This is a genomic window from Marinimicrobium sp. C2-29 (assembly GCF_038419845.1).
Lineage (GTDB): Bacteria > Pseudomonadota > Gammaproteobacteria > Pseudomonadales > Cellvibrionaceae > Marinimicrobium.
This window is the reverse complement of sequence record NZ_JBCAQT010000004.1, coordinates 231,799-256,756: the sequence shown is the minus strand read 5'-3', so window position 1 is coordinate 256,756 and position 24,958 is coordinate 231,799. Positions and strand designations below refer to the sequence as shown.

Annotated in this window: 28 protein-coding genes; 18 read left to right on the top strand and 10 right to left on the bottom strand. The window is 60.1% G+C overall.

The features are described 5' to 3' along the window. Nucleotides 1-5: 5 nt before the first annotated feature. The 5 genes from AAE484_RS05995 to gpmI all read right to left on the bottom strand — a co-directional run bounded on the left by AAE484_RS05995 (nt 6) and on the right by gpmI (nt 5,629). Entirely contained in the window at nt 6-245 is a 240-nt protein-coding gene (locus AAE484_RS05995) for a DUF6316 family protein (RefSeq protein WP_341937442.1), read from the bottom strand. Between the two features lie 138 nt (nt 246-383). Next, nucleotides 384-1,286 (bottom strand): divergent polysaccharide deacetylase family protein, encoded by a 903-nt coding sequence (locus tag AAE484_RS05990; protein ID WP_341937441.1) that lies wholly within the window; start codon nt 1,284-1,286, stop codon nt 384-386. 10 nt (nt 1,287-1,296) lie between these two features. Further along, nucleotides 1,297-2,721: a S41 family peptidase gene (locus tag AAE484_RS05985; protein WP_341937440.1), complete on the bottom strand. Its 1,425-nt coding sequence runs from the start codon at nt 2,719-2,721 to the stop codon at nt 1,297-1,299. A 106-nt stretch (nt 2,722-2,827) separates the two neighbouring features. Continuing rightward, entirely contained in the window at nt 2,828-3,997 is a 1,170-nt protein-coding gene (locus AAE484_RS05980; protein ID WP_341937439.1) for a murein hydrolase activator EnvC family protein, read from the bottom strand. Nucleotides 3,998-4,078: 81 nt separating this feature from the next. After that, nucleotides 4,079-5,629 (bottom strand): 2,3-bisphosphoglycerate-independent phosphoglycerate mutase, encoded by a 1,551-nt coding sequence (gene gpmI / locus AAE484_RS05975; protein WP_341937438.1) that lies wholly within the window; start codon nt 5,627-5,629, stop codon nt 4,079-4,081. Between the two features lie 284 nt (nt 5,630-5,913). On the opposite strand from gpmI, the gene AAE484_RS05970 reads away from it, so the two are divergent. The 3 genes from AAE484_RS05970 to secB are packed head-to-tail and all read left to right on the top strand — an operon-like array spanning nt 5,914 to nt 7,204. Further along, on the top strand, nt 5,914-6,324 hold the full coding sequence (locus AAE484_RS05970; RefSeq protein WP_341937437.1) for a rhodanese-like domain-containing protein: 411 nt from the start codon (nt 5,914-5,916) through the stop codon (nt 6,322-6,324). A gap of 43 nt (nt 6,325-6,367) precedes the next feature. Continuing rightward, nucleotides 6,368-6,625 (top strand): glutaredoxin 3, encoded by a 258-nt coding sequence (gene grxC, locus AAE484_RS05965; RefSeq protein WP_341937436.1) that lies wholly within the window; start codon nt 6,368-6,370, stop codon nt 6,623-6,625. 42 nt (nt 6,626-6,667) lie between these two features. Next, a complete protein-coding gene (gene secB, locus AAE484_RS05960) occupies nt 6,668-7,204 on the top strand; it encodes a protein-export chaperone SecB (protein WP_341937435.1) in 537 nt (178 codons plus the stop codon). Here secB and AAE484_RS05955 read toward each other — a convergent pair. After that, nucleotides 7,201-8,325 (bottom strand): flagella assembly protein FlgT middle domain-containing protein, encoded by a 1,125-nt coding sequence (locus AAE484_RS05955; RefSeq protein ID WP_341937434.1) that lies wholly within the window; start codon nt 8,323-8,325, stop codon nt 7,201-7,203. The genes secB and AAE484_RS05955 overlap by 4 nt on opposite strands. Before the next feature lie 204 nt (nt 8,326-8,529). Between AAE484_RS05955 and AAE484_RS05950 the strand changes: the two genes are divergently transcribed. Together AAE484_RS05950 and AAE484_RS05945 are read left to right on the top strand one after the other, a co-directional pair. Then, nucleotides 8,530-8,985 (top strand): hypothetical protein, encoded by a 456-nt coding sequence (locus AAE484_RS05950; protein WP_341937433.1) that lies wholly within the window; start codon nt 8,530-8,532, stop codon nt 8,983-8,985. Nucleotides 8,986-9,079: 94 nt separating this feature from the next. Further along, nucleotides 9,080-10,273: a class I SAM-dependent rRNA methyltransferase gene (locus AAE484_RS05945; RefSeq protein WP_341937432.1), complete on the top strand. Its 1,194-nt coding sequence runs from the start codon at nt 9,080-9,082 to the stop codon at nt 10,271-10,273. A 51-nt stretch (nt 10,274-10,324) separates the two neighbouring features. Here the strand turns inward: AAE484_RS05945 and AAE484_RS05940 are convergent, their stop codons facing one another. After that, entirely contained in the window at nt 10,325-10,876 is a 552-nt protein-coding gene (locus tag AAE484_RS05940; protein WP_341937431.1) for a carboxymuconolactone decarboxylase family protein, read from the bottom strand. A 118-nt stretch (nt 10,877-10,994) separates the two neighbouring features. On the opposite strand from AAE484_RS05940, the gene AAE484_RS05935 reads away from it, so the two are divergent. From AAE484_RS05935 to AAE484_RS05895, 9 genes are all read left to right on the top strand, one after another. Then, nucleotides 10,995-11,609: a TetR/AcrR family transcriptional regulator gene (locus AAE484_RS05935; protein ID WP_341937430.1), complete on the top strand. Its 615-nt coding sequence runs from the start codon at nt 10,995-10,997 to the stop codon at nt 11,607-11,609. A gap of 12 nt (nt 11,610-11,621) precedes the next feature. Then, on the top strand, nt 11,622-12,023 hold the full coding sequence (locus AAE484_RS05930) for a hypothetical protein (protein WP_341937429.1): 402 nt from the start codon (nt 11,622-11,624) through the stop codon (nt 12,021-12,023). Nucleotides 12,024-12,153: 130 nt separating this feature from the next. Then, nucleotides 12,154-13,068 carry an HD-GYP domain-containing protein gene (locus AAE484_RS05925; RefSeq protein ID WP_341937428.1) on the top strand — a complete coding sequence of 305 codons (915 nt, stop codon included), beginning with the start codon at nt 12,154-12,156 and terminating at the stop codon, nt 13,066-13,068. A gap of 23 nt (nt 13,069-13,091) precedes the next feature. Then, complete coding sequence (nrtS, locus tag AAE484_RS05920) at nt 13,092-13,376, top strand: nitrate/nitrite transporter NrtS (RefSeq protein WP_341937427.1); 285 nt, start codon at nt 13,092-13,094, stop codon at nt 13,374-13,376. Further along, a complete protein-coding gene (locus tag AAE484_RS05915) occupies nt 13,373-13,975 on the top strand; it encodes a sigma-70 family RNA polymerase sigma factor (protein WP_341937426.1) in 603 nt (200 codons plus the stop codon). The genes nrtS and AAE484_RS05915 overlap by 4 nt, the downstream gene beginning before the upstream one ends. Continuing rightward, nucleotides 13,972-14,184 carry a zf-HC2 domain-containing protein gene (locus AAE484_RS05910; RefSeq protein ID WP_341937425.1) on the top strand — a complete coding sequence of 71 codons (213 nt, stop codon included), beginning with the start codon at nt 13,972-13,974 and terminating at the stop codon, nt 14,182-14,184. The genes AAE484_RS05915 and AAE484_RS05910 overlap by 4 nt, the downstream gene beginning before the upstream one ends. Nucleotides 14,185-14,252: 68 nt before the next feature. Further along, the gene (locus AAE484_RS05905; protein WP_341937424.1) at nt 14,253-14,657 is read left to right on the top strand and encodes a thioredoxin family protein; all 405 of its coding nucleotides are present in this window, start codon (nt 14,253-14,255) and stop codon (nt 14,655-14,657) included. Then, complete coding sequence (locus AAE484_RS05900) at nt 14,654-15,361, top strand: cytochrome c biogenesis CcdA family protein (protein WP_341937423.1); 708 nt, start codon at nt 14,654-14,656, stop codon at nt 15,359-15,361. Before AAE484_RS05905 ends, AAE484_RS05900 begins: the two co-directional genes overlap by 4 nt. Before the next feature lie 110 nt (nt 15,362-15,471). Beyond that, nucleotides 15,472-16,086, top strand: coding sequence for an HvfX family Cu-binding RiPP maturation protein (locus AAE484_RS05895; RefSeq protein WP_341937422.1), 615 nt, complete (start codon nt 15,472-15,474; stop codon nt 16,084-16,086). Here the strand turns inward: AAE484_RS05895 and AAE484_RS05890 are convergent. After that, entirely contained in the window at nt 16,079-17,866 is a 1,788-nt protein-coding gene (locus AAE484_RS05890) for a bifunctional diguanylate cyclase/phosphodiesterase (RefSeq protein WP_341937421.1), read from the bottom strand. The two genes, AAE484_RS05895 and AAE484_RS05890, sit on opposite strands and share 8 nt — an antisense overlap. Before the next feature lie 33 nt (nt 17,867-17,899). Between AAE484_RS05890 and AAE484_RS05885 the strand changes: the two genes are divergently transcribed. The 4 genes from AAE484_RS05885 (at nt 17,900) to AAE484_RS05870 (ending at nt 22,001) form a co-directional block, all read left to right on the top strand. Further along, nucleotides 17,900-18,127, top strand: coding sequence for a hypothetical protein (locus AAE484_RS05885; protein ID WP_341937420.1), 228 nt, complete (start codon nt 17,900-17,902; stop codon nt 18,125-18,127). A gap of 1,021 nt (nt 18,128-19,148) precedes the next feature. Next, a complete protein-coding gene (locus AAE484_RS05880) occupies nt 19,149-20,525 on the top strand; it encodes an NAD-dependent succinate-semialdehyde dehydrogenase (protein WP_341937419.1) in 1,377 nt (458 codons plus the stop codon). Between the two features lie 53 nt (nt 20,526-20,578). Next, nucleotides 20,579-21,181, top strand: a complete 603-nt coding sequence (locus AAE484_RS05875; protein WP_341937418.1) for an SDR family oxidoreductase — start codon at nt 20,579-20,581, stop codon at nt 21,179-21,181. 82 nt (nt 21,182-21,263) lie between these two features. Beyond that, the gene (locus AAE484_RS05870) at nt 21,264-22,001 is read left to right on the top strand and encodes an SDR family oxidoreductase (RefSeq protein ID WP_341937417.1); all 738 of its coding nucleotides are present in this window, start codon (nt 21,264-21,266) and stop codon (nt 21,999-22,001) included. Nucleotides 22,002-22,028: 27 nt separating this feature from the next. Here the strand turns inward: AAE484_RS05870 and AAE484_RS05865 are convergent, their stop codons facing one another. Both AAE484_RS05865 and AAE484_RS05860 read right to left on the bottom strand, forming a co-directional pair. Next, entirely contained in the window at nt 22,029-23,384 is a 1,356-nt protein-coding gene (locus tag AAE484_RS05865; RefSeq protein ID WP_341937416.1) for a dihydrolipoyl dehydrogenase family protein, read from the bottom strand. A 550-nt stretch (nt 23,385-23,934) separates the two neighbouring features. Continuing rightward, nucleotides 23,935-24,810, bottom strand: a complete 876-nt coding sequence (locus tag AAE484_RS05860; protein WP_341937415.1) for a lipid kinase — start codon at nt 24,808-24,810, stop codon at nt 23,935-23,937. Nucleotides 24,811-24,958 lie beyond the last annotated feature (148 nt).

Sequence of the window (24,958 nt, the reverse complement as noted above, 5' to 3'; positions counted from 1 at the left end):
GTTGTTCAGGCGGCTCGATAGTTTTCCAGGGCTTCCAGAATTTTGGGTTCTGCAGCACAGATAAAATCGATGAATTCTCCGACGCCGATTTCGGCATCATCACGGCTGTCAAAGGGGCCGATGTCGACGCCCTCACGAGTGGTGTAATACCAGTAGCCGTCCTTCTTCAGAAACCGGCCGCTGCGCTCGGGTACGCTGCCGCGCTCACCGGCGCGATTGGGCTTTTCGGTTTTCTCTGTGTTCATAATGCGGTACCTACGGTAATGATCGCTAGTCTCCGACGGATATCGGAGGCGAATTCCTTGATCGACAAGTGCACTCCCGTTTCGTCAGCGCCCTGACAAAGCGTTTCACGCACACCAATGCCTATTTATAGTGCAATACTACGGGAATAGCAAATGTTGATTCAGGCGAACGCCGTCTGAGTCCGAATGGGTGTCGGGTAACCCGATATCGATCCAGGAGCGGATGGCGGTAGGCCGGGGCTCCTGCTCTGGCTGGTGCCATAGCGACTGAGGGGGCGCCAGGCAGCTGCCCGAGGTGTGGGGCCGGCTCCCGGGCTGGTCGTGCAGCAGCCTGGAGACCGGCACCAACTCGACACCGGCCCGTTTGAGCGCGGGCTCAATGTGTTCCAGCACGGCCAGTGTTTCCGGGTAGGGGTGGCCAATGGCAATGGCGTAACCGCGCTCGCGCGCCAGCTCGATGGCTTCGGCCAGCTGGCGGGCGATCTGCTCCGAGTCGCGCTCGTGGTCCAGGAACACATCCCGTTGCAGGCTGGGGATCTGGTAGCGCTGGGCGGTTTCCAGGGCCCGGCTGTCGGCCGTGGTGCGGCTGTCAATGAAGTAAAACCCCCGCTCGCCCAGGCGCTCCATGAGCCAGCCCATGGGGCGCGTCTCCTGGGTGAGCTGGCTGCCCATGTGGTTGTTCAGGCCCCTGGCTTCGGGAATGGCCTCAAGGTTGTAGTCGAGCGTGGCCATGAAGTCGCGGTGGGTCATTTCGCCGCTCAGGGCACCGCCATCCAGCGGCAGGTTCCGGGTGTTGCTCATGGGGTTGTGGAGCATGACTTCCCGGCCCCGTTCGTTTGCCAGGCGGGCGAGACGAGGCCCGTAGGGAGCCTGGGGCAGAATCGCAAAGGTGAATTCCCCCGGCAGTTGCAGGCTGCGCTCGCCCAGGGTGGCGCTGTAGCCGATGTCATCGATGATGATGGCGAGCTGGCCCGCCCAGAGGGCGGGGGGCAGGCAGCCCAGCCAGAGAAACAACAGAAACTGGCGCAGGGGCGGCCGCATGGTAATCGGCCTACTCCTGTTCCGGCTGACTGTCGGTCTCGGGCATCTCATCCGCCGTTGTGCTGTCGGCCGATTCCGGGGGCAGGCGCGTGGTCAGGGCGGCATTCTGGCGCTGTTTGAAAATGTGCAGTCCCTTGAGCAGGTTGAGCGCTTCGTGCAACTGGTTGTCTTTGGAGAGCAGCTTTTCCCCTTCGCTGCGTTCGGCTTCGCGGGTTTTGCTGTTGCTCTCCTCTCCGCCATTGGTGTTGCCCAGATGGCCGGACAGGTCGGCCTCGGTGGTGCGGCCGGGGGATTTGATGGCGGTCACGTTGGCGCGCTCCACGATCACATCCGGGACAATGCCCTGGGCCTGGATCGAGCGGCCGTTAGGGGTATAGTAGAGCGCGGTGGTGAGTTTGATGGCGCGCGTATCGGTGATCGGGACGACCGTCTGTACCGAGCCTTTACCAAAGCTGCGCGTGCCCAGAATGACCGCCCGCCCCTGGTCCTGGAGCGCACCGGCCACAATCTCGGAGGCGGAAGCCGAGCCGTCGTTGATCAGTACCACCATGGGAAGGTCTTTCGCCACCTGCCCCGGGTTGGCGTGGTAACGCATATCGCTGTTTTCCAGCCGGCCCTCGGTGTAGACCACCAGGCCTTCATCCAGAAAGGCGTCCGCCACTTCCACCGACGCCTGCAGCACGCCGCCCGGGTTGTTGCGCAAATCCAGCACTATGCCCTTGGTATCGGGGTGCTCATCTCTGAACTCTTTGAGCTGCTTGACCATATCCTCGCCGGTGCCCACCTGGAACTGGGCGATGCGCACGTAGGCGTAATCATTGTCGAGGGCGCGCACGCGTACGCTTTCCACCCGGATGACGTCACGGATCAGGGTGATCTCGATGGGCTTTTCCATCCCCTCGCGCACGATGGTCAGCTCCAGCTCGCTGTCTTTGGGACCGCGCATGATCTCGACCGCTTCGCTCAGGTCCATGCCCTTCACCGGCTTGTTGTCCAGGCGAATGATCAGGTCGCCCGCCTCAATGCCGGCGCGCTCGGCCGGTGTGCCGTCGATGGGGGAAATGACTTTGACAAAACCGTCTTCCATACCCACTTCAATGCCAATACCGCCGAATTCGCCGGAGGTGTTTACCTGCAGGTCTTCAAACGACTTTTCATCCAGGTAGGACGAGTGCGGGTCCAGCTCGGCAATCATGCCCTTGATGGCGTATTCCAACAGGGTCGAGTCGCTCAGCTCTTCCACATAGCTGTTGCGTATATGGTCGTACACCCGGGTGAAGGTACGCAGATCCTCCAGCGGCAGCAGGCCCTTTTCGTCGGGCCCAGCGTCGGCCCCGGCGTCAGAGCCGGAGGCGTCCTGAGCCTGGGCCAGAGGGACCAGGGCAATCAGCAGTAGCACGGCGAGGGCCGAGCGTTTGAGGTCAGCGTAAAACATCCAGATCTCCTGAGCGGTCAAGCTTGGATAGTATTCGGTTTCCGGGTCGCAGGGCAGTACCCCTGAGACCGCTAAAATGGCGCATAATTCACTGTTGTGCGGTCCGTCAGGCGCTCGCCAGCCAGGGCATGGGATTGGTCGGTTTGCCCCGGTGGCGGACTTCAAAATACAGCCCCGCTTGAGCCTGGCCGCCGGTATCGCCCACGCTGGCAATGGTTTCGCCGGCGCTCACCCACTCGCCGGTTTCCTTGTACAGGCTCTGGTTGTGCGCGTAAAGCGTCATGTAGCCCTCGCCGTGATCCACAATCAGCAGCAGGCCATGACCGCGGAAATAATCCGAAAATACCACGCGCCCGTGGTGAACGGCCAGCACGGGGGCCCCCGCCGAGGCGCCGATGATGATGCCATTGCGGGTGAGTTTTCCGTCCAGCTGGCTGCTGCCGAAGCCGTGGCGCAGGGCGCCGTCGGCGGGCCAGGGCATCTGCCCCTTGCGTTCGCTGAACGGTTGGTCGTCGCCGGGGAGCTCCATATCGGCCACGGCGGTCGCCATTTCATCCAGCAGCGCCTGCAACCGCTCCCGGTCCTTCTGCACGTCATTGAGCTCCTGGTCTGTGCTGCGGATGCGCTGGTTCAGGGCCGCCAGGGTCTGCTGGCGATCGGCCTGGCGTGCACTGAGGCGCTCGTGCTGGCGTTTCAACTGGTCCCGGTTCTGTTTGAGCTGGGCCGTGGTCTCCTTGATTTCGGGCTCAATCCGGTCGAGCTCCGCCAGGGTGTCCAGGTAGCGCTCGATTTTATCGGTGCGCGCTTCCAGCCAGTAGTCATAATAGCGCAGCAGGCGCGAAACCCGCTCGGGGGCCTCCTGGTTGAGCAGCAGCTTGATCTGGCTCTGCCGCCCCAGTTGGTACGCGGCCCGCACTTGGCGGGCCACTTCGGCTTGCTGTTCCTCTCGGGAGTGCTGTAGCTGCGCACGCTCGGTTTCGAGGGTTTCGAGTCGGTTGCTCTGTTGCTCGAGCTCTTTTTCGATTTCCTCGATTTGGCGCAGCATGTCGCCGATATCGGATTCCGATTCCTCCAGCTCCTCTTTGAGCTCATCGCGCGTGCCCTGCGTTTTTTTAAGCTCGCGCTGCAGTTCCTGGATGGTCTCCTGGAGTTGCTCCATGCGCGCTTCGTACTCGGCCTGGTCGTCGCCCTGCGCCGCCGGGGCCCAAGTGAACCCCACGGCCAGCGAAAGCAGCAGAGCAAGCAGAGGCCCGATTGAGTGTCGGCTGGTATCCATAGGTGGAAGTGGCCTGGCGGTGTTGGGGGGCGGCCGGGCCGCCCCGTGACGTTATTATGACTCTGGGACTATGATCTGGCGCTATGACTCCAGGGCAATCAGGTTGCGACCGGTCATTTCCTTGGGTTGCGGAATGTCCATCAGGTGCAACATGGTCGGCGCCAGATCGGCCAATGAACCGCCGTCGGCGATGGTGCCCTTGCGCGAGCTGACGTACACCAGCGGCACCGGCAGGGTGGAGTGCTGGGTGCTGACCTGACCGGACTCCGGGTCGTACATCTCTTCCACGTTGCCGTGGTCGGCGGTAATCAGCGCTTCGCCGCCCACTTTCTCGGTCGCTTCCAGCACCCGACCCAGGCACTCGTCCACCGCCTCAACGGCCTTGACCGCAGCTTCGAAAATGCCGGAGTGGCCCACCATGTCGCCATTGGCGTAGTTGCAGATGATGGCGTCGTACTTGCCCGACTCGATGGCGCCGACCAGCTTGTCAGTCACTTCCGGGGCGCTCATCTCCGGCTGCAGGTCGTAGGTGGCGACGTTGGGGGAGGGCACCAGAATGCGGTCCTCGCCCTCGAACTCGGCCTCTTTACCGCCATTGAAGAAGAAGGTCACGTGGGCGTACTTCTCGGTCTCGGCGATGCGCAGCTGGGTTTTGCCCTGCTTGGACAGGTAGTCGCCGAAAGAGTTGACCAGATCAACCGGCGGGAAGGCGGTGTTGGCGTCGATGTTGTCGGCGTACTCGGTGGTCATGACAAAGTCGGCCAGCTTGGGGAAGTGCTTGCGCTGGAAGCCGTCAAAGTTCGGGTCCACCAGAGCGCGGGTGATCTGCCGGGCGCGGTCCGGCCGAAAGTTCATGAAAATGCCCACGTCGCCGTCTTCCATGGCAATCGGCCGCTCGCCGTCACCGACAATCACGGTGGCTTTGACGAACTCGTCGTTTTCATCGTTCTCGTAGGCGGCGGCGAGACCCTCGACCGCAGTCTTGGCGGACCGCTCGGCCTGGCCCGAGGCCATGGCGTTATAGGCCTGCTCCACCCGGTCCCAGCGGTTGTCCCGGTCCATGGCGAAGTAGCGGCCACAGATGCTGGCCACCCGGCCCACGCCCAGCTCTTTGAGCAGCTTCTCGGCTTTTTCCAGCGAGGGCTTGGCGCTGCGCGGTGAAGTATCCCGGCCATCCAGGAAGGCGTGCAGGTAGACTTTTTTGGCCCCGCGTTTGGCGGCCATTTCGAGCATGGCGTAGATGTGGTCCTGGTGGCTGTGAACGCCCCCCTCGGACAGCAGGCCCATGACGTGCACGGCCTTGTCGGCTTTGACGGCCTTGTCGATGGCGGCGGTGTAGGCGGGGTTCTCGTAAAAATCGCCGTCTTCGATGGCCTTATTGATGCGGGTGAAGTTCTGGTACACCACGCGCCCGGCCCCGATGGTCATATGACCCACTTCACTGTTGCCCATCTGCCCTTCGGGCAGGCCGACCGCCATGCCAGAGGTGGCGATGAGGTTTTTCGGGCGTTCGCTCCAGAGGCGATCCCAGATCGGCGTGTTGGCACTGTAGACGGCGTTGTGCTCGGTTTTTTCCGAGTAACCGTAGCCATCCAGGACAATCAGGACGAGGGGCTTTTTAGTGGCGGTCATATGCGCTTCACTTCTCCGGGTGGTGTTGTGAATTGAGCGCCGTTGGGCGCAAAACCGCTATTCTAACGCGTTACCGAGGGTAACTCTACGTCCATGCATCGTCATGGGGGCGTTATCGGGGCGTCTGGAGGCGATTGTCAGGCCGTGTCGGCGTCGTTTTGTGCGTCATCGGCCGCCGCCGGCTGAGAAATCGTGCCTCTATGGTGTATACTGCGGCGCGCTCCGCGTCCCGGGTTTTCGGGGCGCGGCCAAACCCCCTGTTCCGAGTTGAGGAAGGCTGAGACGTGGAATTTTTTGTGTTTGTCAGCCAGGAGTGGCTCCTGGTTACTACGCTGTTTGTGCTGATGGCCGTATACGCCTGGCGCGAGCGAATCAAAAACGGCCGCCCGATTCCCGCTTTTGAGGTCACCCGGATGCTCAATAATGAGGAAGCGGTGCTGCTCGATGTGCGCGAGGCGGCCGAATTCAAGGGCGGGCATATCTCCGGTGCGATCAACGTGCCTTACAAGAAGGTCGAGGCCGAGGCGGAAAAGGTGTTGGAGCCCTACCGCGAGAAGGTTATCGTGGTGGCCGACAAATACGGTCAGCACGCCGGGGCGGCGGGCCGCACTCTGGGAGCCAAGGGCTTTGACGTGCGCCGACTGGCCGGCGGTGTGACCGACTGGCAGGCCAAAGGCATGCCCCTGGTCAAGTAACGGGCCGATTCAAGTAACAGGCCAATGGCCGGGAACGAGATTTATGTCCAAAGTAGTCATGTACACAACGGCGGTTTGTCCCTTCTGCGTCAACGCCAAGCAGCTGCTCAAGAGCAAAGGGGTGGCCTTTGAGGAGGTTCGCGTTGACCGCGAACCCAAACTGCGCGAGCGCATGATGGCCGAGAGCGGTCAGCGCACGGTGCCGCAGATCTGGGTGGGTGAGACCCATGTGGGTGGCTTTACCGACCTCTGGGCACTGGACAAAAGTGGCAAGCTCGACGACCTGCTCGGGCTGTCATAATCCAACAACAATCAAACATCGATACAATCACGGTAAAACACTATGGCTGACGACACACAAAACCAGGAAACAACCCAGGCTAACGGAGCGGAAGGCGCGCAGCCGACCCAGCAGAAGGGCCTGCAGATCAAGCGTATCTACCTGAAGGACCTGTCCTTTGAAACCCCAATGGGAGTGGATGCGTTCAGTCGCGCCTGGAAGCCGAAAATCGATCAGGAGCTCAATGTTCAGGTCAGCAACCTGGAAGACAACCACTACGAAGTGGTGCTGCTGATGACCATCACCGCCACCATGGAGGGCAAAGTGGTCTTTCTGGTCGAGGTGAAGCAGGCCGGTCTGTTCGCCATCAACGGGCTGGAGAAGGCGCAGTTGAGCCAGGTGATCAACACCACCTGCCCCCAGATTCTGTTCCCCTATACGCGCGAAGTGATCGATTCCACCCTGACTCGTGGCGCTTTCCCGCCGCTGATGCTGCCGCCCATCAACTTTGATGCGGTGTTTGCCCAGGCGGTTCAGCAGGTGCAGAAGAAGAACGACTCCGCGCAATCGGCTGACGTCGAATCCTCTTCTGACGCTTAACGGCCAGCCGCCAGTGGCTGGGCGCCCGGGCTGAGGGCGACATGGGTTCCGCGTAGGGGCCCGTCGCCCTCCAGCTCGACCAGGCTGTAATCGGGGTAGGCTTCACGCACGGTAACGCGCGCATCGCTCTGGATAAGGTGGGCGCTGTACTGACGGTATTCACCCTGCACCGCCCGCTTTGCCACCCGGTAGAGGGGCAGCCGGTCCCCCGGATGCAAGCCCTGCTCGACGCCCGCGTGCAGAATCAGCGGTTGCCCCGGTCGAGCGGCTTCCAGGCGGGCCGCCAGTGGCACGCAGCGAATGGCCTCGTTCAGCTCCGCACCGACCTCCTCCATCAGTGCCTGAATCTTCTCGCCGTAGTCGGTCTCCCAGAATCCGGGGGTGCCAAATGCCGTGCGCTCGGCCCGCTTCGGGTTCCAGATGCCCCGCCGATGAAATTGCTGCGTGTACACCGGCTCGCCGGTCAGGCCGTCCAACAGCGACAATTCCAGAACAAAATCCCGCTGCCGGGTGTCCCAGTCCGGGTTGAGCCTGAGGCCACCGACCAGCGCGTTGCGGCCACGGTTGAGCAGCCCCGGCGCCAGGGCGGCGCGGTCCTGAGCCAGGGCCAGCTCCACCAGTTCTCCGGTCAGTACCAGTTGAGCGTTGCTGCGGTGGGCCAGCTGGCGCACCTGCTGGGCGCGCCGGGTGGGGTTGTCGGCGGCGCGCGGCAGAGCCTGCCCGATTTTCTGCAGGCCGGCCAGCTGGCCCGAGCCGGCCAACTGCTCTCCCAGCATCCGGGGTAAATGCTGCTCGGCGCCATGCAGGCGACCGGCGTTGGACGAGGCCGGTGTACGCCGGGGAAAGGCGGTGATCAGCAGGGATTTTCGGTAGTGCCGGGCCGAGGCGGGGCACAGGGGGGCGCTGCCGGCGGGCGCCGCCGAGTCGGCCCCGAGTGCAGCGGATTCGCCCGTTTCGGGGTTGGCGTCGTCAGTTTCACTGGTATCCTCTTGCCGGCTCCAGGGTAAGGTCCAGGGCGTGGGCTCCACACGCCCGGTCTGGCCCTGGGGGTGCTCCCCCAAATGCGGCAGGCTCGGGCCCGCCACGACCGGGAGGGCCAGCAGGCACAGGGCGGCAGTCATCGCCCTCAACGCCGATGAGCGCGCGGGCGCAGGGTGTTGCGGCGGGTGGCGGTCACGAGTCAAAGCGCAATCTCCAGCGGTGGTTAACAGACACGAAATACATTAGGGTAAAGCTCTGATCAAAGCCGGGCTTACCGGGAGAGATATCGGCCGGGGCGGCAGAAGCTTGAAGCCCCAGTCGGACTCAAACAACAGGAGGGAGCGATGCTCCAGCAAACAACACGAGCCGCCCAGTGGCTGATGGGGGCCGGGCTTGCCGTCGCGCTCATGGGATGCAGCACCGGTCGGCATTTTGCGTCACTGGATGAAACCCTGAGTATTGAAGTGCTGCCCAATACCAGCAAGCTGTTTGTTTACCGTTTGAGTTCACCGGATGATCGGCGTCGCAATCTGGTGGAGGTTTACCGCTCGCCGGGAGAGGCCAGGCAACATCGCACCACGGAACCACTGGGGGATCGCGCCCATCGCTACCTGCGCCGCAATACCGAGCGTGCGCTGGAGCTGACAGGATACTGCCGGGAGGGTTTTCTGGAGCTGGATTATCGGCTGTCCCACGAACAGATGTGGCTGCGCGGTGAGTGCCGCGAAGGGGCCACAGACGCCGATATTGATCGTTTTGCGGAACAAAACGAGCTGAAAATTCCCGAACCCGACAAATAACCCTCGCACTGTCGTACAATGCCGCCGCCAAGAGGCGCCCGCATGCATCGCCTTTGCTTACCCCTATGCCTTACCCCCTATGGAAATGCCCGTTATGACCCTGCCCGTATTGATGTTGAAGAAAAACGCCGACCGCCGCCTGAAGCGCGGCCACCTCTGGGTTTACAGTAATGAGGTGGATGTGGCGCGCACGCCGCTCAAGCCATTTGAGCCGGGCACGGCGGTGGATGTCCAGACCACGTCCGGGAAAAGTATGGGCATTGCCCTGATGAGCCCCGGTGGACTGATCTGTGCGCGTCTTGTCAGCCGCGATCTGGCGTTGCCGCTCGACAAATCCCTGTTTGTGCACCGCATCAATCAGGCGCTGGGGCTGCGCGATGGCTACTTCCCCGGCCCCTATTATCGGCTGATTTACGGCGATGCCGACCTGCTGCCCGGGCTGGTGGTGGATCGTTTCGGTGACTACCTGGTGGTGCAGATTGCCAGTGCCGGCATGGAGGCGCTGAAAGCCGAGATCATCGAAGCGCTGGTACAGTGCCTCAACCCCAAAGGGATCCTGCTCGACAACGATCACGGCGCGCGCGACATGGAGTTCCTTCCGCGCTACCAGGAGGTCGCGTTTGGCGAGCTGCCCGAGTCGGTGGAGTTGGTCGAGAACGACACCCGCTTCCAGATTCCGCTGGGCAGCGGCCAGAAAACCGGCTGGTTTTACGATCACCGCGATAACCGTGCCCGCCTGCAGAACTGGTGCGAGGGTAAGCGGGTACTGGATGTGTTTTCCTACGTGGGCGGCTGGGGCATACAGGCCGCTCGTGCCGGCGCCTCGGAGGTGACCTGCCTGGATGCGTCCGAGCAGGCGCTCGAATGGGCCACCGTCAACGCCGAGCTCAACGGCGTGGCCGATCGGGTGCAGGTCATGCAGGGCAAGGCGCTGTCACGCCTGAAAGAGTTGGTGGCCGCGGGTGAGACGTACGATGTGGTCGTGCTCGACCCTCCCGCCTTTATTAAAAAGCGCAAGGACCAGCGTGCGGGTGAGTCCGCCTATCGGCACATCAACGAGCTGGCCATGCGTCTGCTGGGCAAGGACGGTCTGCTGGTGTCTGCCTCCTGCTCCATGCACCTGGGGCGCGATACGCTGAACGACATGCTGCGCGGTGCCGGAAGGCACCTGAACCGTCACGTCCAGATCATCGCCCAGGGTGGGCAGGGAGCGGACCATCCGGTGCATCCCGCGATTCCCGAAACCGACTATCTCAAAGCCGTGTTCGCGCGGGTCTATTTGCCCTGACGGGCCTTGGGCGGGATCGCCACCGGGTAAAAGCCCGGTGGCTCCAGCCGCTTAAGAAGCCTTCCATTCAAAAGACTTGAACGGCTCGTCGACAGGTGTCTTCGCAATGTGGTTGATGTAGTTGCTCATCACCTTCTGGGAGACGGTCAGAATCACTTCCAGTACCTGACGGTGGCCGTAACCCGCCTCGTAAAACGCGTTCAGCTCCTTCTCACTGACATTCCCCCGGTCACGCACCACGCCCAGGGTGAAGTTGCGCAGTGCCTCCAGCTTGTCGTCCGGCAGCGGCGTTTTGTCGCGCAGGGCGTTATCGATGTCCTCAGACACCTTCATTGACCGGGCGATGCCGCTGTGGGCGGGTACACAATAGTGGCACTGGTTTTCCACGTTGATGGTCTGCCAGACCACGGTCTTCTCGTCGTTGTTCAGGCTCGAGTTCAGTACCAGCTCGTGCAGCTTCTGGTAGCCCTCCAGGGTGCCCGGAGCTTCGGCCATCACCGCGTGCAGATTGGGGATCATGCCAAAATCGTCCAGCGACTTTTTCAGCAGGGGTTTGGACTCTTCGGGTGCGCTGTCGACATCGTGCAATTTGAAATCGTTCATGGAATCCTCCGTTTTTGAGTGAATGCTCAAGTACAGTTCCACTCTAGTTGTTATTGAGTGATTGTTCAAGTATATTTCTCTCAGTGCCACTCATCTTTCAATGTCGCAGAGGTTTTTCATGCCACGTGCCCCGAAATACGACCGGCAGGAAGCGCTCGACCAGGCAGTCCGGCTGTTCTGGGCCCGCGGCTACCATGCCACCTCGCTCAAACACCTGGAGCAGTCGCTCAATATGCGACCCGGGAGCCTGTACGCGGCTTTCGGCAGCAAAGAGTCCCTGTTTCTGGAAGCGCTGGACCGTTACGCCGCCACCATGTTTCACGAGCTTCAGGGGCATATCGAACGGGAGCCCACAGCTCTGGACGCGCTCAAGGCGTTTCTGCGTGAGTTGGTGCTCGGGGGCACGGTCGGCACCGAGCCGCCCGCCAGAGCCTGCATGATCGTCAAGACGCTGCTCGAAGTCTCCGAGGACGATGAGCCTCTGCGTTCCAGGGTCAATGCATTGCTGGGCAGCATGGAGCTTGCCATCGAGCAGCTTCTCAAACGTGCAATTGCGCAGGGCGAGATTCGCCCCGACACGGACCCGGAGCGCCTGGCGAGAGTGGTGCAGGTGCAGATCATGGGCCTGCGCACCTACGCCCAGCGCGAGCTGAATGCCGGCATTCTGGAGCCGCTGCTGGCCGATGTGTTCAGCCTGCTGGACAGTTATCGACCGCTTCCATCCACCGCCTGAACGGAGAACACCATGGAACAACAGGCACGCCTGACCTGGTCCCTGCTATTGCTGCGCCTGGGGGTCTTCATTGTGATGTTGATGTGGACGCTGGATAAATTTGTCCAGCCGGAGCACTCCGCGCGGGTGTTCGAGGGCTTCTATGGCCTGGGAGGCTTTTCGACCGAGATTTTTTACGCTATCGGCGTGATAGAGCTGGCTCTGGTTCTGGCCTTCGTGGCCGGACTATGGAAGCGGATTACCTACGGGCTGGTGTTGTTGCTGCACGGGGTGTCGACCCTGTCCTCTTACAATCAATACCTGGATGCCTTCAACAACCTGCTGTTTTTTGCCGCCTGGCCCATGCTGGCCGCCTGCATTGCACTGTACCTGCTGCGCGATCTGGACACGCGTTGGACATTGGGCGCCGGATAATCTGATAAAAAATGTGCGCCCTCCTGTAAGAAAGTCCGCGCCGTGACGACTTGATAGAAAAGCGGCCACGGTGCGGATGCCAACCAACCGGTTCGTGCTATGGCAGATCACGTAACGAGGGGGAGTCGGTATGGGATTGCAAGCATGGTTTGGAGGGCGCCGGTTCAAGTGGCACGGGCAACCGGCAGGAGCCAACGACTACTGGGAGGACCTGCTGACCAGCCTGCTGTTGATGGCCTGGTTTGTCGAAGCGCGCGACCCCTACACAGGTGGACACCTCTGGCGAGTGTCCCGCTATGCACAGCTCATGGCACGGGTTGCAGGGCTCTCCGAGCAAGAGATTGCCCATGTCGGGTTGAGCGGTTTTCTGCATGACCTGGGGAAAATCGGAATTCCGGACGAGATTTTACGCAAGCCGGGGCTGCTGGATGACGAGGAGTTTGCAGTGATCAAAACCCACCCGGAGCAAGGTGCGCGCCTGCTATCGGGTCATCCACTGGCCGGCTGGGTCAAGTCTACCGTCTTGCTGCATCATGAACGCCCGGATGGTTCGGGCTATCCCAAAGGGTTGTCCGGGCAGGATATTCCGGACATGGCTCGAGTGGTCGGCGTGGCCGATGCCTTTGATGCCATGACCAGTGCGAGGCCCTATCGTCAGCCGATGCCGATTGAAGAGGCTCTGGATATTGTGCGGTGCGGGCGGGACGCTCAGTTTGATGCTCGCTGGGCGGATGTTCTGGCCAACCTGGTGGACAAGACAGACCTGCAGCATATTCAGGGGCACAGTGATGAAGGCATCCCGTTGCAGGAGTGCCCCATGTGTGGCCCGACGCTGGTGGTCATGCGTCATCATCGCAGCTCCGACCCGATCTATTGTCAGAGCTGTGCCGGCGAATTTCTGGTGCTCAAGGAGCACGGCTCCATTCAGGCGGTGGCGACAGGCAACCGGGGTAGCGCCGAGCAACTGGAGCCGGAAGCCGACGAGGCGCTGATCGCCGATGTGGTTCGAAAAACGGTTCAGAACCTGTCATTCATGCATGCCTGAGCGGCGTGCCAGTGGAATTGAGCATGGGTAAAATTTCTAATTGGTCATTCGGTCTGTGGCGTCACGCCTGGCGGGCGCCTGTGCCCCGTAATGCGTTGAAAGTGGCGCTGGTGGTGGGCGTGATCCTGAATCTTGTCAATCAGGGGGCGGCCTTTTCTGGAAACGAGCCCATTTCCTGGTTTCATGTGCTGTTGAACTTTCTGGTGCCCTATTGTGTTGCCTCCTATAGCGCGGCGCGGGTGCGCTATGCGGAAGAGTGCAGGATACCCGCCGATTCCTTTTCGACCGACAACGAGAATACGTCATGAACTCACTCCGGGAGTCCCACGATTTTTTCTGTGACGAACGCTACCTGATCGAGCTGCGAAAACAGATGCTGCGCTTTGCGCAGTTGCAGTTGTCGGACCCGGCGGCAGCGGAAGATGCGGTTCAGGAGGCGCTGGCCGGCGCGCTTAAAAATGCCAAATCCTTTGCCGGTTCCTCCGCCTTCAAAACCTGGGTGTTCGCCATTCTCAAGCACAAGATCACCGATCATTTTCGAAGCCAGAAGCACCTGATCAATGAGAGTAGCCTGGCCTACGACGACGATGAGTCGACGGAGCCGGGCGACCTGTTCAATGACAAGGGTTTCTGGCGCCCCGAGGAGCGTCCCGGCGTCTGGCCAGACCCCGATGCGGCCCTGGAAGACGGACACTTCTGGCGGGTTTTTGAGGCCTGTCTTGATCATTTGCCGGCCAAACAGGCCAGGGTGTTCATGATGAGGGAATTCATTGGGCTCACCACTGACGAAATCTGTGAGACGGTCACGCTAACCGTCAGTAATTTGCACGTGCTTTTGCATCGCGCCCGGCTCCGGCTGCGCGAATGTCTGGAGGACAACTGGTTCAAGAGGGCTCAACAGCTATGATGAACTGCCACCAAGCCACCCGTTTAATGTCCGAGTCCAAAGAGCGACCGCTCTCTGGAAGAGAGCGGATGTCGCTGCGTTTTCACACCATGATGTGTTCCGGTTGCCGCCGCTTTGATGGACAGCTGGACTTTCTGCGTCGCGCCTCACGCACCTACACAAAAAAGTCAGAGAGCGAACGGCACTCCGAAAACGATCGAAACGCCTGAGGCTTTTGAGCCGAGTCGTTCCGGTCCCCACTACCTAATTCATAACACACCACCGAGGAGTCAACATCATGTCAACCCTGAAAACTGTACTGGCGATGATCGGCCTGGCGTTTGCCGTCAACGCCGTGAGCGCGGATGTCGAGAAAACCTCTTTTACCGAAGAGCGCTTCAAATCGTTACAGGAACAGGAAAACACCCTGATTCTTCTGGATGTGCATGCCGAGTGGTGCCCCACCTGCGCGAAACAGGGTGAGGCATTGGCGGAATATCAGGCACAGAACCCTGAGGTGCCTCTGACCATACTCAATATTGATTTCGACGATCAGAAAAAGTGGGTAAAACACTTCAAGGCACCGCGGCAGTCCACTCTGATTCTTTACCGGGGCGAAGAGCGTCTATGGTTCAGTGTGGCGGAGACCCGCAAAGACGTTATTTTTGAAGCGCTCGACGAAGCGGCCGGGCAGGTCCAATGAGTCTGGAGCTTGCCGCTCTACCGCTGGCGCTTCTCGCCGGTGCGCTGAGCATACTGTCGCCTTGCGTCTGGCCACTGGTGCCCATTGTGATGGGCTCGGCGAGCGGGCAGAGCAAGTGGGGGCCCTATGCGCTGGCGCTGGGGCTCAGCCTGTCCTTTGCGCTGGCCGGAACTCTGTTGAGTTTTTTGCTGGTGAGTGCTGGCCTAGACCCGGAACTGTTCCGTTATGTGGCCGCATCGCTATTGATTCTGGTGGGGCTGTTGCTGGTGGTCAAACCGCTCGGGGACTGGATCAGTCTTCGCCTTTCAGTTCTGACCTCAAGGTTCAACCCCACAGGTGAGCCGCGCCACTGGTCGGGCCAGTTCGGGGTCGGCTTTCTGCTGGGCATTGTCTGGCTCCCCTGTGTCGGGCCCACGCTCGGGGCGGCCATCGCCCTGGCCTCCATGGGGCAGCAGATGTTCATGGCGTTTGTCACCATGCTGGTCTTCGGTATCGGCACGGCGGCGGTGCTACTGGGAGCGGGCCTGCTCTCCCGGCGAGTGTTGAGTCGCGCTGCTCCCGGGTTGGTAAACAGCGCCAGTCGCGGCAAGGTGCTGTTGGGCTGGATGTTATTGCTGCTGGGTATCATGGCGTTGACGGGTGTGGATAAAATGCTGGAAGCCTGGGCGTTGACCTGGTTGCCCGACTGGGCTGTGAGTCTATAAAACTGGAAATATACTAGCTGAACGCTTGATTGCCGTTTCATGTAAGAAACAGTGAGCCCCACCGACTGACCCCCATAATTTTGAAATCTCACCTGAAAAAGGAAATCGAGATGAATCATGTTATGGGTCTTTATCGTCGTCTGGAAAATGTACTGTCGGGCTTTCGTCACCTGGACGGACTGCCACCCCTGCTTCTGAGACTCTACCTGGCTCCCGTGATGCTTCAGGCTGGCTGGCAGAAACTCAGTAATTTTGAAAGTACGGCCGCCTGGTTTGGTAACCCGGACTGGGGGTTGGGGGTGCCCATGCCGGAGGTGATGGCCGGTCTGGCGGCGGGCACGGAATTTCTGGGTGGCATCCTGTTGATCGTCGGTTTTGCGGTCCGCTGGATCAGCCTTCCACTGATGTTCACTATGTTGGTGGCGGCCGTGACCGTACACTGGCAGAACGGCTGGCTGGCCATTGCCGATGCCGGCAGCTGGCTGGCGAATGAGCGGGTGCTCGAGGCTGCCGACCGCCTGGAGCGAGGCCGCGCCATATTGCAGGAAAACGGCAACTACGATTGGCTCACCGGTCGAGGCTCGTTCGTTATTCTGAACAACGGCATTGAATTTGCCGCCACCTATTTCATCATGCTGCTCAGCCTGTTGTTTACCGGTGCCGGGCGCTACGTCAGTGTCGACTATTGGGTGAAGCAATGGGCTCAACGTGAGGCCCTCAAGTAGGGTTGCGTCTGCGCGACTCAAACAGGGAATTACCGCCCAATGCCTTGGCGCTATGTTTCGCCTCGGCAAGCAGCTGAGCGACCTGATGATGGGTTTTGCAGCTTTCCGGGTTAGGGTTCACACACCCGATTGACAGCGTCAGGGGGCCAAAGCGCTGGCGTCTGCCCACTCTATCCAGGCTCCAGTAGTCGCTCTGCCCGGCGGGCATCAACGCTGATGCATCGTCCCGGAATTGAGCAAGGATGCGATGACAGCGGTCACGCCAGTCTTCGCTGCGAAACACCACAACAAAGTCGTCCCCACCGACATGGCCGATGAAATCGTGATTTTTGTCGGCCTGTTGCATCAGGATCTTGGCCAACATCAGAATGACATCGTCACCCAGGCCGTATCCAAAGGCGTCGTTGAACGGCTTGAACTGATTGATATCGCAGTAGGCGACCGTAAACGGTCTGGCGTCCAGAAGCAGCTGGTCAATCCACTCGTACAGCGGTACGTTGCCTGGCAGTTCGGTCAGCGGATTGCTGTGCCGGGCCAGGCGCATTTTCTCCTCGGTAATGCAGCGCAGCAAGCGTCCCACCCGAACGACGCCCACATACTTGCCCGCCCGCTCGACCAGAAGATCCACGCTCAGGTTCTGCAACGGGTCTTCAGTGACCAGCTGCCCCGCGACATTCAATTCACATTCGACATCCACCCGGATGGTGCGTTTGCAGATGAACCTGACGATGGGCTTGCTCGCATGCAGCTCGTAAGAATAGCGATGGGAGAAAACATTCAACAGTTCACTGCGACTCACCATACCCAGAGGACGGTCCCCGTCAACGACGGGGAGGCAGGTCAGCTGCAGATCGGCGCGAAATCGCTCGACAACCGAGAGCGTTGTCACCGTAGGTTCGATGGGCTCGGCATGTTGAGCGATATCCCCGACTTTCTGCCGGAAAGTGAACGTATCGTGCGAGCGGGGGCGGAATCCCACCAGGCGGTCCAGGCCCTCGAGTTGTCTGGGTGGGTGGGCGCAGGGCCGGAGCAATAAAAAGCCCTGAACATACTCAACGCCCAGCGCCACGAGTGTGCGTAACTCTTCCTCCCGCTCAATTCCTTCGGCAATCACCCGATTCCCGAGGCGGTGTGCAATCTCCAGCATCGCCCGGACAAACTCACGTTTGACGGGGTCCTTGTCAATGTCGCTGATGAAGTGGCGGTCAATTTTCACATAGTCCGGGTTGAGCTCACTCCAGACCCGCAGCCCGGCATAGCCGGCTCCCAGGTCGTCGAGAGCAACCGCGAAACCCTGATGGCGGAAGTGATCGGTCGCCGCCCGGAGCGAGACGAACTCATCGAGCGGCTGGCGTTCGGTCAACTCGAAGACCACCCGCTCGGGCGCCAGTCCGACTCGCGCCAGGATCTCCCGAGTGACCCCTTCACGGTAGTGGCGGTCGGTGAAGCTCAGCGGCGACATATTGAGAAACAGTTTGCCCGGCAATGACTGCTGCACGAACGCTTCGCAGGATGCCTCCCGACAGGCGTACTCCAGTGCCGCCAGCTGGTGAGTGTTGCGGGCGGCATCAAACAGTTGCGCTGGGCTGTGTAAATGGCTGCCCTCGGGCCCACGAATCAATGCCTCGTAGCCGATGATGCGGCCACCGTCCAGGGCTACAATCGGCTGAAACAATGGGGTCAGGTGTTTTCCGTCGATCAGGTGCTGCAGCGCCTCCGAGAAGTCGGGTCGGGCAGGGGCGGGGCTGATTTTCAGTGCGGACAATTGGTTGGCAGACATCGCTACATGGTGAGTCACGTTTGTGGCAGTTTCGTGACATATGGACCCGGCAAACCCGGCAAGGATGGTATCCCCGCGATTGATGACCCCTCCTACCTGGCGGTCTCCGAGGCCTTAGGGCGCAGGAAAAGGCCCGCCGCCCTGGCCGGCACCGCCTGGGTTTACTGGGCCCTGGCACTGTTGAATTTCATTCGCTCGGCGCAGTGGTTGGGATTCAGTCTCGACGAGCACGGCGCCGTAGACGAGATGGACAAAGATTGAGACCTAATTACGTGCCATGGCGAACCACGGAAATATCATGGTCATGCCGTAGAAATTGATCAAGTACACGAGGAGGATGAAAACGGCGCCAGCGGAAAACGCGGCCTAGAGAGCCGCTTTGGAGTTAACTCGTGATGTGGCTACAGTATGGTCGTGCATATTCTTCTCCTTGATTGGTTTTTGGCGCCCCGATTTGATCGGTACTTACATGGCAGTAACGCCATAGCATTATCTCCGCAACCAATTTAAGAGATTACGATCGCCGCGTCGGTTCGTTGTCGCACTAAGCCGAAAAGACAACGGGAAATCAGGCGAGGTTCTAGCGTTCGTTATCGAACAGACAGTCCCCGTTCCAATACCTGATTATCCACTGCGCCAGACAGCCGCTCTGACTTGTCAGTTAAATGCACTAATATGGACAAGCGCAGAAATCAATGACGGCACTATCTATGGAGTGAACCCTCGTACTGGCGTGGATGGCAGGGCTGATTGCGCTGAAGAATATGCCAGAAGGATTTGCTGCCTATCGTGAGAGCCATGGAACTATAGGATTGCGAGGCCGCTTGCTGATGATCTTTCTCGTGGTTTCACTGGTAGGGCCATTGGCAGCGTGGGTAGGCTTTGTGTTCCTGTCTTAAAGCGGGTCGGCCCTCTCGACGATCGTGCTGTTCTCCAGTGGCGGTATTTTGTATTTGATCTTCGAGGATATTGCGCCGAAGGCTCATGGCGAGCGAGACAGTTTTCCCACTATGAGCGCAGTAGCGGGTTTTCTGCTCGGCTTGATGGGGACGATGATGATCCATTGAATGAGCCCCTGATAACGCAAGTGGTCCATGCGGCTAACTCTGTTGCCGCCCATGATCTCGGGGTATGCGTTGGCTATCCAACAGACAGATCCCGCCGACGGGGTGAAAATCCTTGCACCGACCCAACGACGGCCACCAACAGCACCAACGCCGACGTGGGAAACAAATGCACGGCACCGCCCTGCATTTACCTGTCAGATCCGCGAGGAGCGACCATGTCGACAATCACCACCATCAACCCTGCAACAGGAAAAGACATCAAAAGCTACGAAATAATGTCAGAAGAGGAAGCGACTGATCGGCTTGAGGCGTGTCACGTGGCTTTTCTGGCATGGCGCGAACTGACCCACAAGGACCGGGCTGTTTATCTTAAGAAAATCGGTCAAAAATTGCGTGATAATGCCGACGAGTTGGCTGTCCTTATGACCAACGAAACCGGCAAGCTTCTGAAAGACGGACGCATTGAGGTCGAGCTTTGTGCGGCGATCTTTGACTACACCGCTGAAAGCGGACCCGATGTTTTGGCCGATGAAGAGCGTGAGCAGGGGCTCAACGGAAAGCGCGGCGTCGTCAGCTATCAGCCCGTTGGCGTCATTTACTCGATTCAGCCCTGGAACTTTCCCCTGTACCAGCCGGTTCGGGTATTGGCGGCAAATCTGATGGCTGGCAACGGCTGTGTTCTGAAGCACGCCAGCATCTGCACGGGGGCTGGCCTGCGCCTGCGCGAATTATGCATTGAGGCGGGCCTGCCCGAGAACTTGTTTCAGGTGATCGTGATTGACCACGACACCAGCGATAATCTGATCGCCCACCCCAAGGTCCGTGGTGTCACGCTGACCGGCAGCGACGGGGCCGGGCAACACATCGGGGCAGTGGCCGCCAAAGCACTGAAAAAAACCGTGTTGGAACTGGGGTCGAATGATGCTTACCTGGTACTTCAGGATGCCGACATCGAAACGGCGGTGGAGTTTTCAGTCATGGGGCGGCTTTACAACAACGGAGAGACCTGCATTTCCGCCAAGCGGTTCATCGTGACCGACGAGGTCTATGATGCCTTTGTCGATGCTTTCGTCGCTCAGATGAAAGACATCGTCATGGGCGATCCCACGGATAAGAACAGTCAGCTTGGCCCGCTTTCCAGTCAGGACCAGTTTGACACAGTTAAGGAGCAGGTGGACGCCAGTGTCGCCAAGGGCGCAAAAGTCCTCTGCGGCGGCGAAGCGCCAGACGGCGTGGGTGCCTATTACCCTTCCACGGTGTTGGCAGATCTCACGCCCGGAATGCCCGCCTACGACGATGAAATCTTCGGACCTGTCGCCTCAATTATCCGTGCCAGAGATGATGAAGACGCCATGCGACTGGCCAATGAAAGCCGCTATGGCCTGGGCGGAGGAATCTTTTCAAAGGACGAGGAACGTGCCCTGAAACTGGCCCGCGATTACTTCGACACGGGCATGATTCACATCAATTCGTTCGGGGCCGCTGATCCGAATATGCCCTTTGGCGGTGTCAAGAATTCCGGACACGGGCGGGAACACGGCGGCTTTGGCATGAAGGAGTTCGTCAACGTAAAGTCGATTTTCCTGCCGTGACCAGCCCGGAACCTCGCCCATTTCATTCAACATTCAACTGTAAGGATTTCTCTATGAGCATGACCATCCTTGTCGCCGGTGCCACCGGCAAAACGGGCCGGAACCTGGTCCAATACCTGATTGATCAGGGCCATAAGCCGACAGCACTTGTTCGCGAAAGCTCTGACACCAGTGCGCTCCCCAAGGGCGTAGAGTTGCGCCTTGGTGATTTGGCCGACCTGCAAGCCGGGGTTTGCGATGGCATGGAGGCGGTTATCTTTGCGGCAGGATCCGGCGGGTCCACGGGCCCTGAAATGACCAAAAAAGTGGATCGGGACGGCGCCAAACGCCTGATCGATCTGGCCCGAGAATCAGGCGTCAAACGCTTCGTAATGCTCAGCTCGATAGGGGCAGACCAGTCCAACCCCACGGGCGACATAGCCCCTTACCTGAATGCGAAACATGAAGCGGATAAGTACCTCAAGGGCTCTGGAATGACTTACTCGATCCTGCGCCCCGTGGCATTGACCAACGACGGGCGCGGCGGGGATGTGATCCTGGGCGAGGACGTCGACAAATCTGCAAAGGCCTCCCGAGCGGACGTGGCCTATGTGCTGGCAGAGGCGGCCACTACAGGCTGTTACGACGGTATGGCGCAGGATATGCAGTCCGCCTGACCGTCGCATAGCAGGCGTGATAACCGGCTCGCGACTTTTAATTCGCAACCTTCAAAAATTCATATTTACAGGAGAAAAACTCATGTCAGAAATCAATGGCAAAGTCGTTATCATAACTGGCGCCAGCAGTGGTCTCGGTAAAGCCACCGCCCACCGCCTGGCCAGGAGCGGCGCTAAGCTGGTGCTTGCCGCCCGACGCGAGGAACGCCTTGTGGAGCTGCGTGACGCTATCAAGGAGCAGGGCGGTGAAGCGATCTACCAAGTGACCGACGTCACTGACCGCGCTCAGGTTGAGTCACTGGCCAAGGCGGCGAAGGAAGCCTATGGCCGCATCGACGTGCTGGTTAATAACGCTGGCCTGATGCCGTTGTCGCCACTCGATGAACTCAAGGTCGACGAGTGGGATAAAATGGTCGACGTCAATATCAGGGGTGTGCTCTACGGCATCGCTGCGGTTCTGCCGACCATGCGTGAGCAGCATGTCGGCCACATCATCAATCTTTCGTCGGTAGCCGGGCATAAGGTGTTTCCCGCGTCCGCCGTCTACTCCGCGACCAAGTATGCCGTGAAGGCGTTATCAGAAGGCCTTCGCCAGGAAGGCGATGGGGAAATCCGCTCTACCAATATCTCGCCGGGGGCCGTGGCGACGGAGCTGACCCGTAAAATCAGCGACCCCGATACCGCCAAGGGTGTGGATGAGATGTACGAGATGGCCATTGACGCTGATGCGATTGCGCGGGCGATTACTTACGCCATCGAACAGCCGGCGGATGTTGATGTTAACGAGATTATTATCCGCCCCACCAAGCAGCCGCTCTGACCAGGCAGGCGTTCTGGCTGTCGCCATTCATGGCAGCATGGAGTCGATATCCGAGGTCGCCGTGGGATAGGCGAAGGTGGCATAACGAAGGGCATCCGCAGTGAGGCCGCTGCGCATCGCAAAGCCGAACAGGTTGATCACCTCGCTGGCCTCCGGGCCGACCAGATGGGCGCCAAGGATTTTCCCACTATCCTCTTCGACCAGGACCTTGTGCCCGTAGCACGACTCGTTGACGCGCCGTGCGGTAAACCAGCCGGGCACGCTTTCGTGCTTCACCTTGAAGCGCAGGCCCTGCTCCTTGGCCTCGGCCTCCAGCAGGCCCACGCGTGCCAGCGACGGCAGCGTAAACACAACGCTGGGGATGCCCGTGTAGTCGACCGTGGCGTCTTTGTTCCCGAGCAGGTTATCGATCACCGCATGGGCCTCGAGCGCGGCCACCGGCGTCAACGGCAAGGGGCCGCCGGCGGCGTCACCGGCCGCGTACACCGCCGGGTTGGAGGTGCTGCGCAGATGCCCGTCCAGCTTCAGTTTGCCCTTTTCGTGTGAGATACCGGCCTTATCCAGATCCAGTGACGCCAGTGCCGGAACGCGGCCGGCACTGTGGATGACGAGATCGGTGCCAATGTCCACACGACCCTCCGGGCCGTCGGCCTGAACCTCGAAGCCGCTGCCGGTCTTGTGCACCGCCTTGACCTCATGGCCGAGCCGTACGTCCACTCCGAGCGCGCGGGTGCGTTCGATCAGCAAGCGGGCCAGATCCGGGTCGAAGCCCGCCAACGGCCGCTTGCTCCGATTGAGAATCGTAACCTCGGCGCCGGCCCGGGCCGCGATGTGCGCGAACTCGAAGCCGATATAACCGCCGCCGACCAGCACGATACGATGCGGCAGCTGTTCCAGCTCCAGGAAGTCATTGCTCAGGACCAGATGTTCGACGCCCTCGATCGGCAATCGGGCCGGCTCGGCGCCAGCGGCAATGACGATGTGTCTGGCGGTGAGCGCCGTGTCGTCGACCACGACCGTGTTGCTGCCGGTGAATCGAGCGCGGCCGTGCCAGGCATCAATCCCCTGCTTGCCATACGCCTGCTCGCGCGTGTCTGGCACCGGGTCGGTGAACGAACGCTTGTGGCGCTGTAGCGCGGCCCAGTCGATGCGAGCCTCTCCTTGCAGGGTGTCGATGGCGCCCATCCGCTCGAGACCGTCGATCACCTCAGTAGCGGCGATCAGCACCTTCTTGGGGTCGCAGCCGCGCAGCGCGCAAGTGCCTCCGAAGGGCCGGTGGTCGATTACCGCCACTGACCAGCCTGCCTTGCGGCAGCTGAACGCGCTCACCGATGCGGCGGTGCCAGTGCCGATCACGATCAGGTCATAGGTTTTGTCGGTCATCGTTAGCTTCTCCATTGTTGGGGCAGCAAATCACCCGTCCGATCTGATCATCACGCACAGGCAGGAGCGCCAAAGTATTATCTCAACGACTAATTTGATAAATGATGATCGCTGTGTCGGTGCAGTACCGCACTGAGCGCTCGCCAGCGACTTCGTGATGTTCCCCGAATGGCAGTGCGATTATCTGATCTCGGCGCGCAGACCAAAAACCAGGACATTCACGCCCACGATTTTCTCGGCTAAATCAGGCCCGTCTCGGTCATCCGGGAGATTCTCGAGAGTGACCCATCGCCTAGTTGCTCGACTTGCAGATGCCAAATAGCGGCGTCGACCGCGTTAGCTTTCTCTATCCGCAATCGGAACGGCCGGCGCTTTGGGTGTCTTGGCTGACCCTCTGATCGGATACCAACGTTCAGCTACGGCGTCATTACCACCTTGATGCACCCGTCCTGCTTGGCGTTGGAATTGGACTCGTAGCACAGCAAGTAAAGATGCTTGTTGCAGAAGAAGCAGTCGCCGCAAGCGATGGTGAAGGGCACCACCGCCCGATCTAGTGTGGCGCATAGATCGACAGGCATGAGGGAAAGATGCGGCACTCGACAGGCGTTTCGGTCAGAAACTCGCCGTCCGCGGTGACTTCCATCGTCGTGTCGGTTTCGATGCGGATATTGCGACAGCGCCAATGCGTGACGGTGTCAGCCGCGTGCGTGATGCCGGTGCGGAAGCGATGCGCATGGCGCAGCAGGCTCAAACGACTCTGTTTCGGCACCAGCAGTACGTCCAACCGGCCGTCATCGAGCTCGGCGTCCTTGGCGATAGTCATACCGCCACCGTAGTGAATGCCGTTTGCGATTGTGATCTGCATATACTCGCCTTCACGCGAGTGCTCTTCGCTTTCGATGCGGGCGTGGAAAAAGTGCCGATGCTGCAGAACCTGCACGATACCCTTCAAGTAGGCCAGCACGCCGAGCTGCGACTTGGATTCAGCATCCATCTCCCGTGTCATCTCCGGGCCCATGCCGATACCGATGGCGTTGATGAAGCTCTCCCCGTTGGCGCAGCCCACGTCGATCCGGCGCAGGTGGCCGGCCAGGATAATATCGACGGCGCGTTCCATCTTTGGGGGAATGTCCAGCGAGCGCGCCAGGTCGTTGGCCGTGCCCATCGGCAGAATACCGACGGGCCGGTCGACTTCCACAAGAGCGTCCAGGGCGAGGTTGATCGTGCCGTCTCCGCCGCTCAGGACGATGCGGTCGTACTGGTCTCCTCGCTGGCGGATAGCCTCCGGCAAGGCGGCGGCGTTTTCGGGTCGAACCACATCGACCGGCCCGGCCTGCTGCAGGCGCTCTATTGCCTGGTGGATCTCATCATCTTCGCGGCTGCTACCGGCGTTGGTGATCAGCAAAGTCGAGCAAGTCTGGCTCATTTCCGCCGTCCATGGACACGGGTAACGGGTCTTTTTTTATGCGAGGCTTTTATCATAGGTGAAAGCATACGCCGAATATGTTCGGTGGATAACACAGGCGGGACTCCGAACGTATCCGAAGGCGAGCCCTCGTGGCTATCTGGTGTAC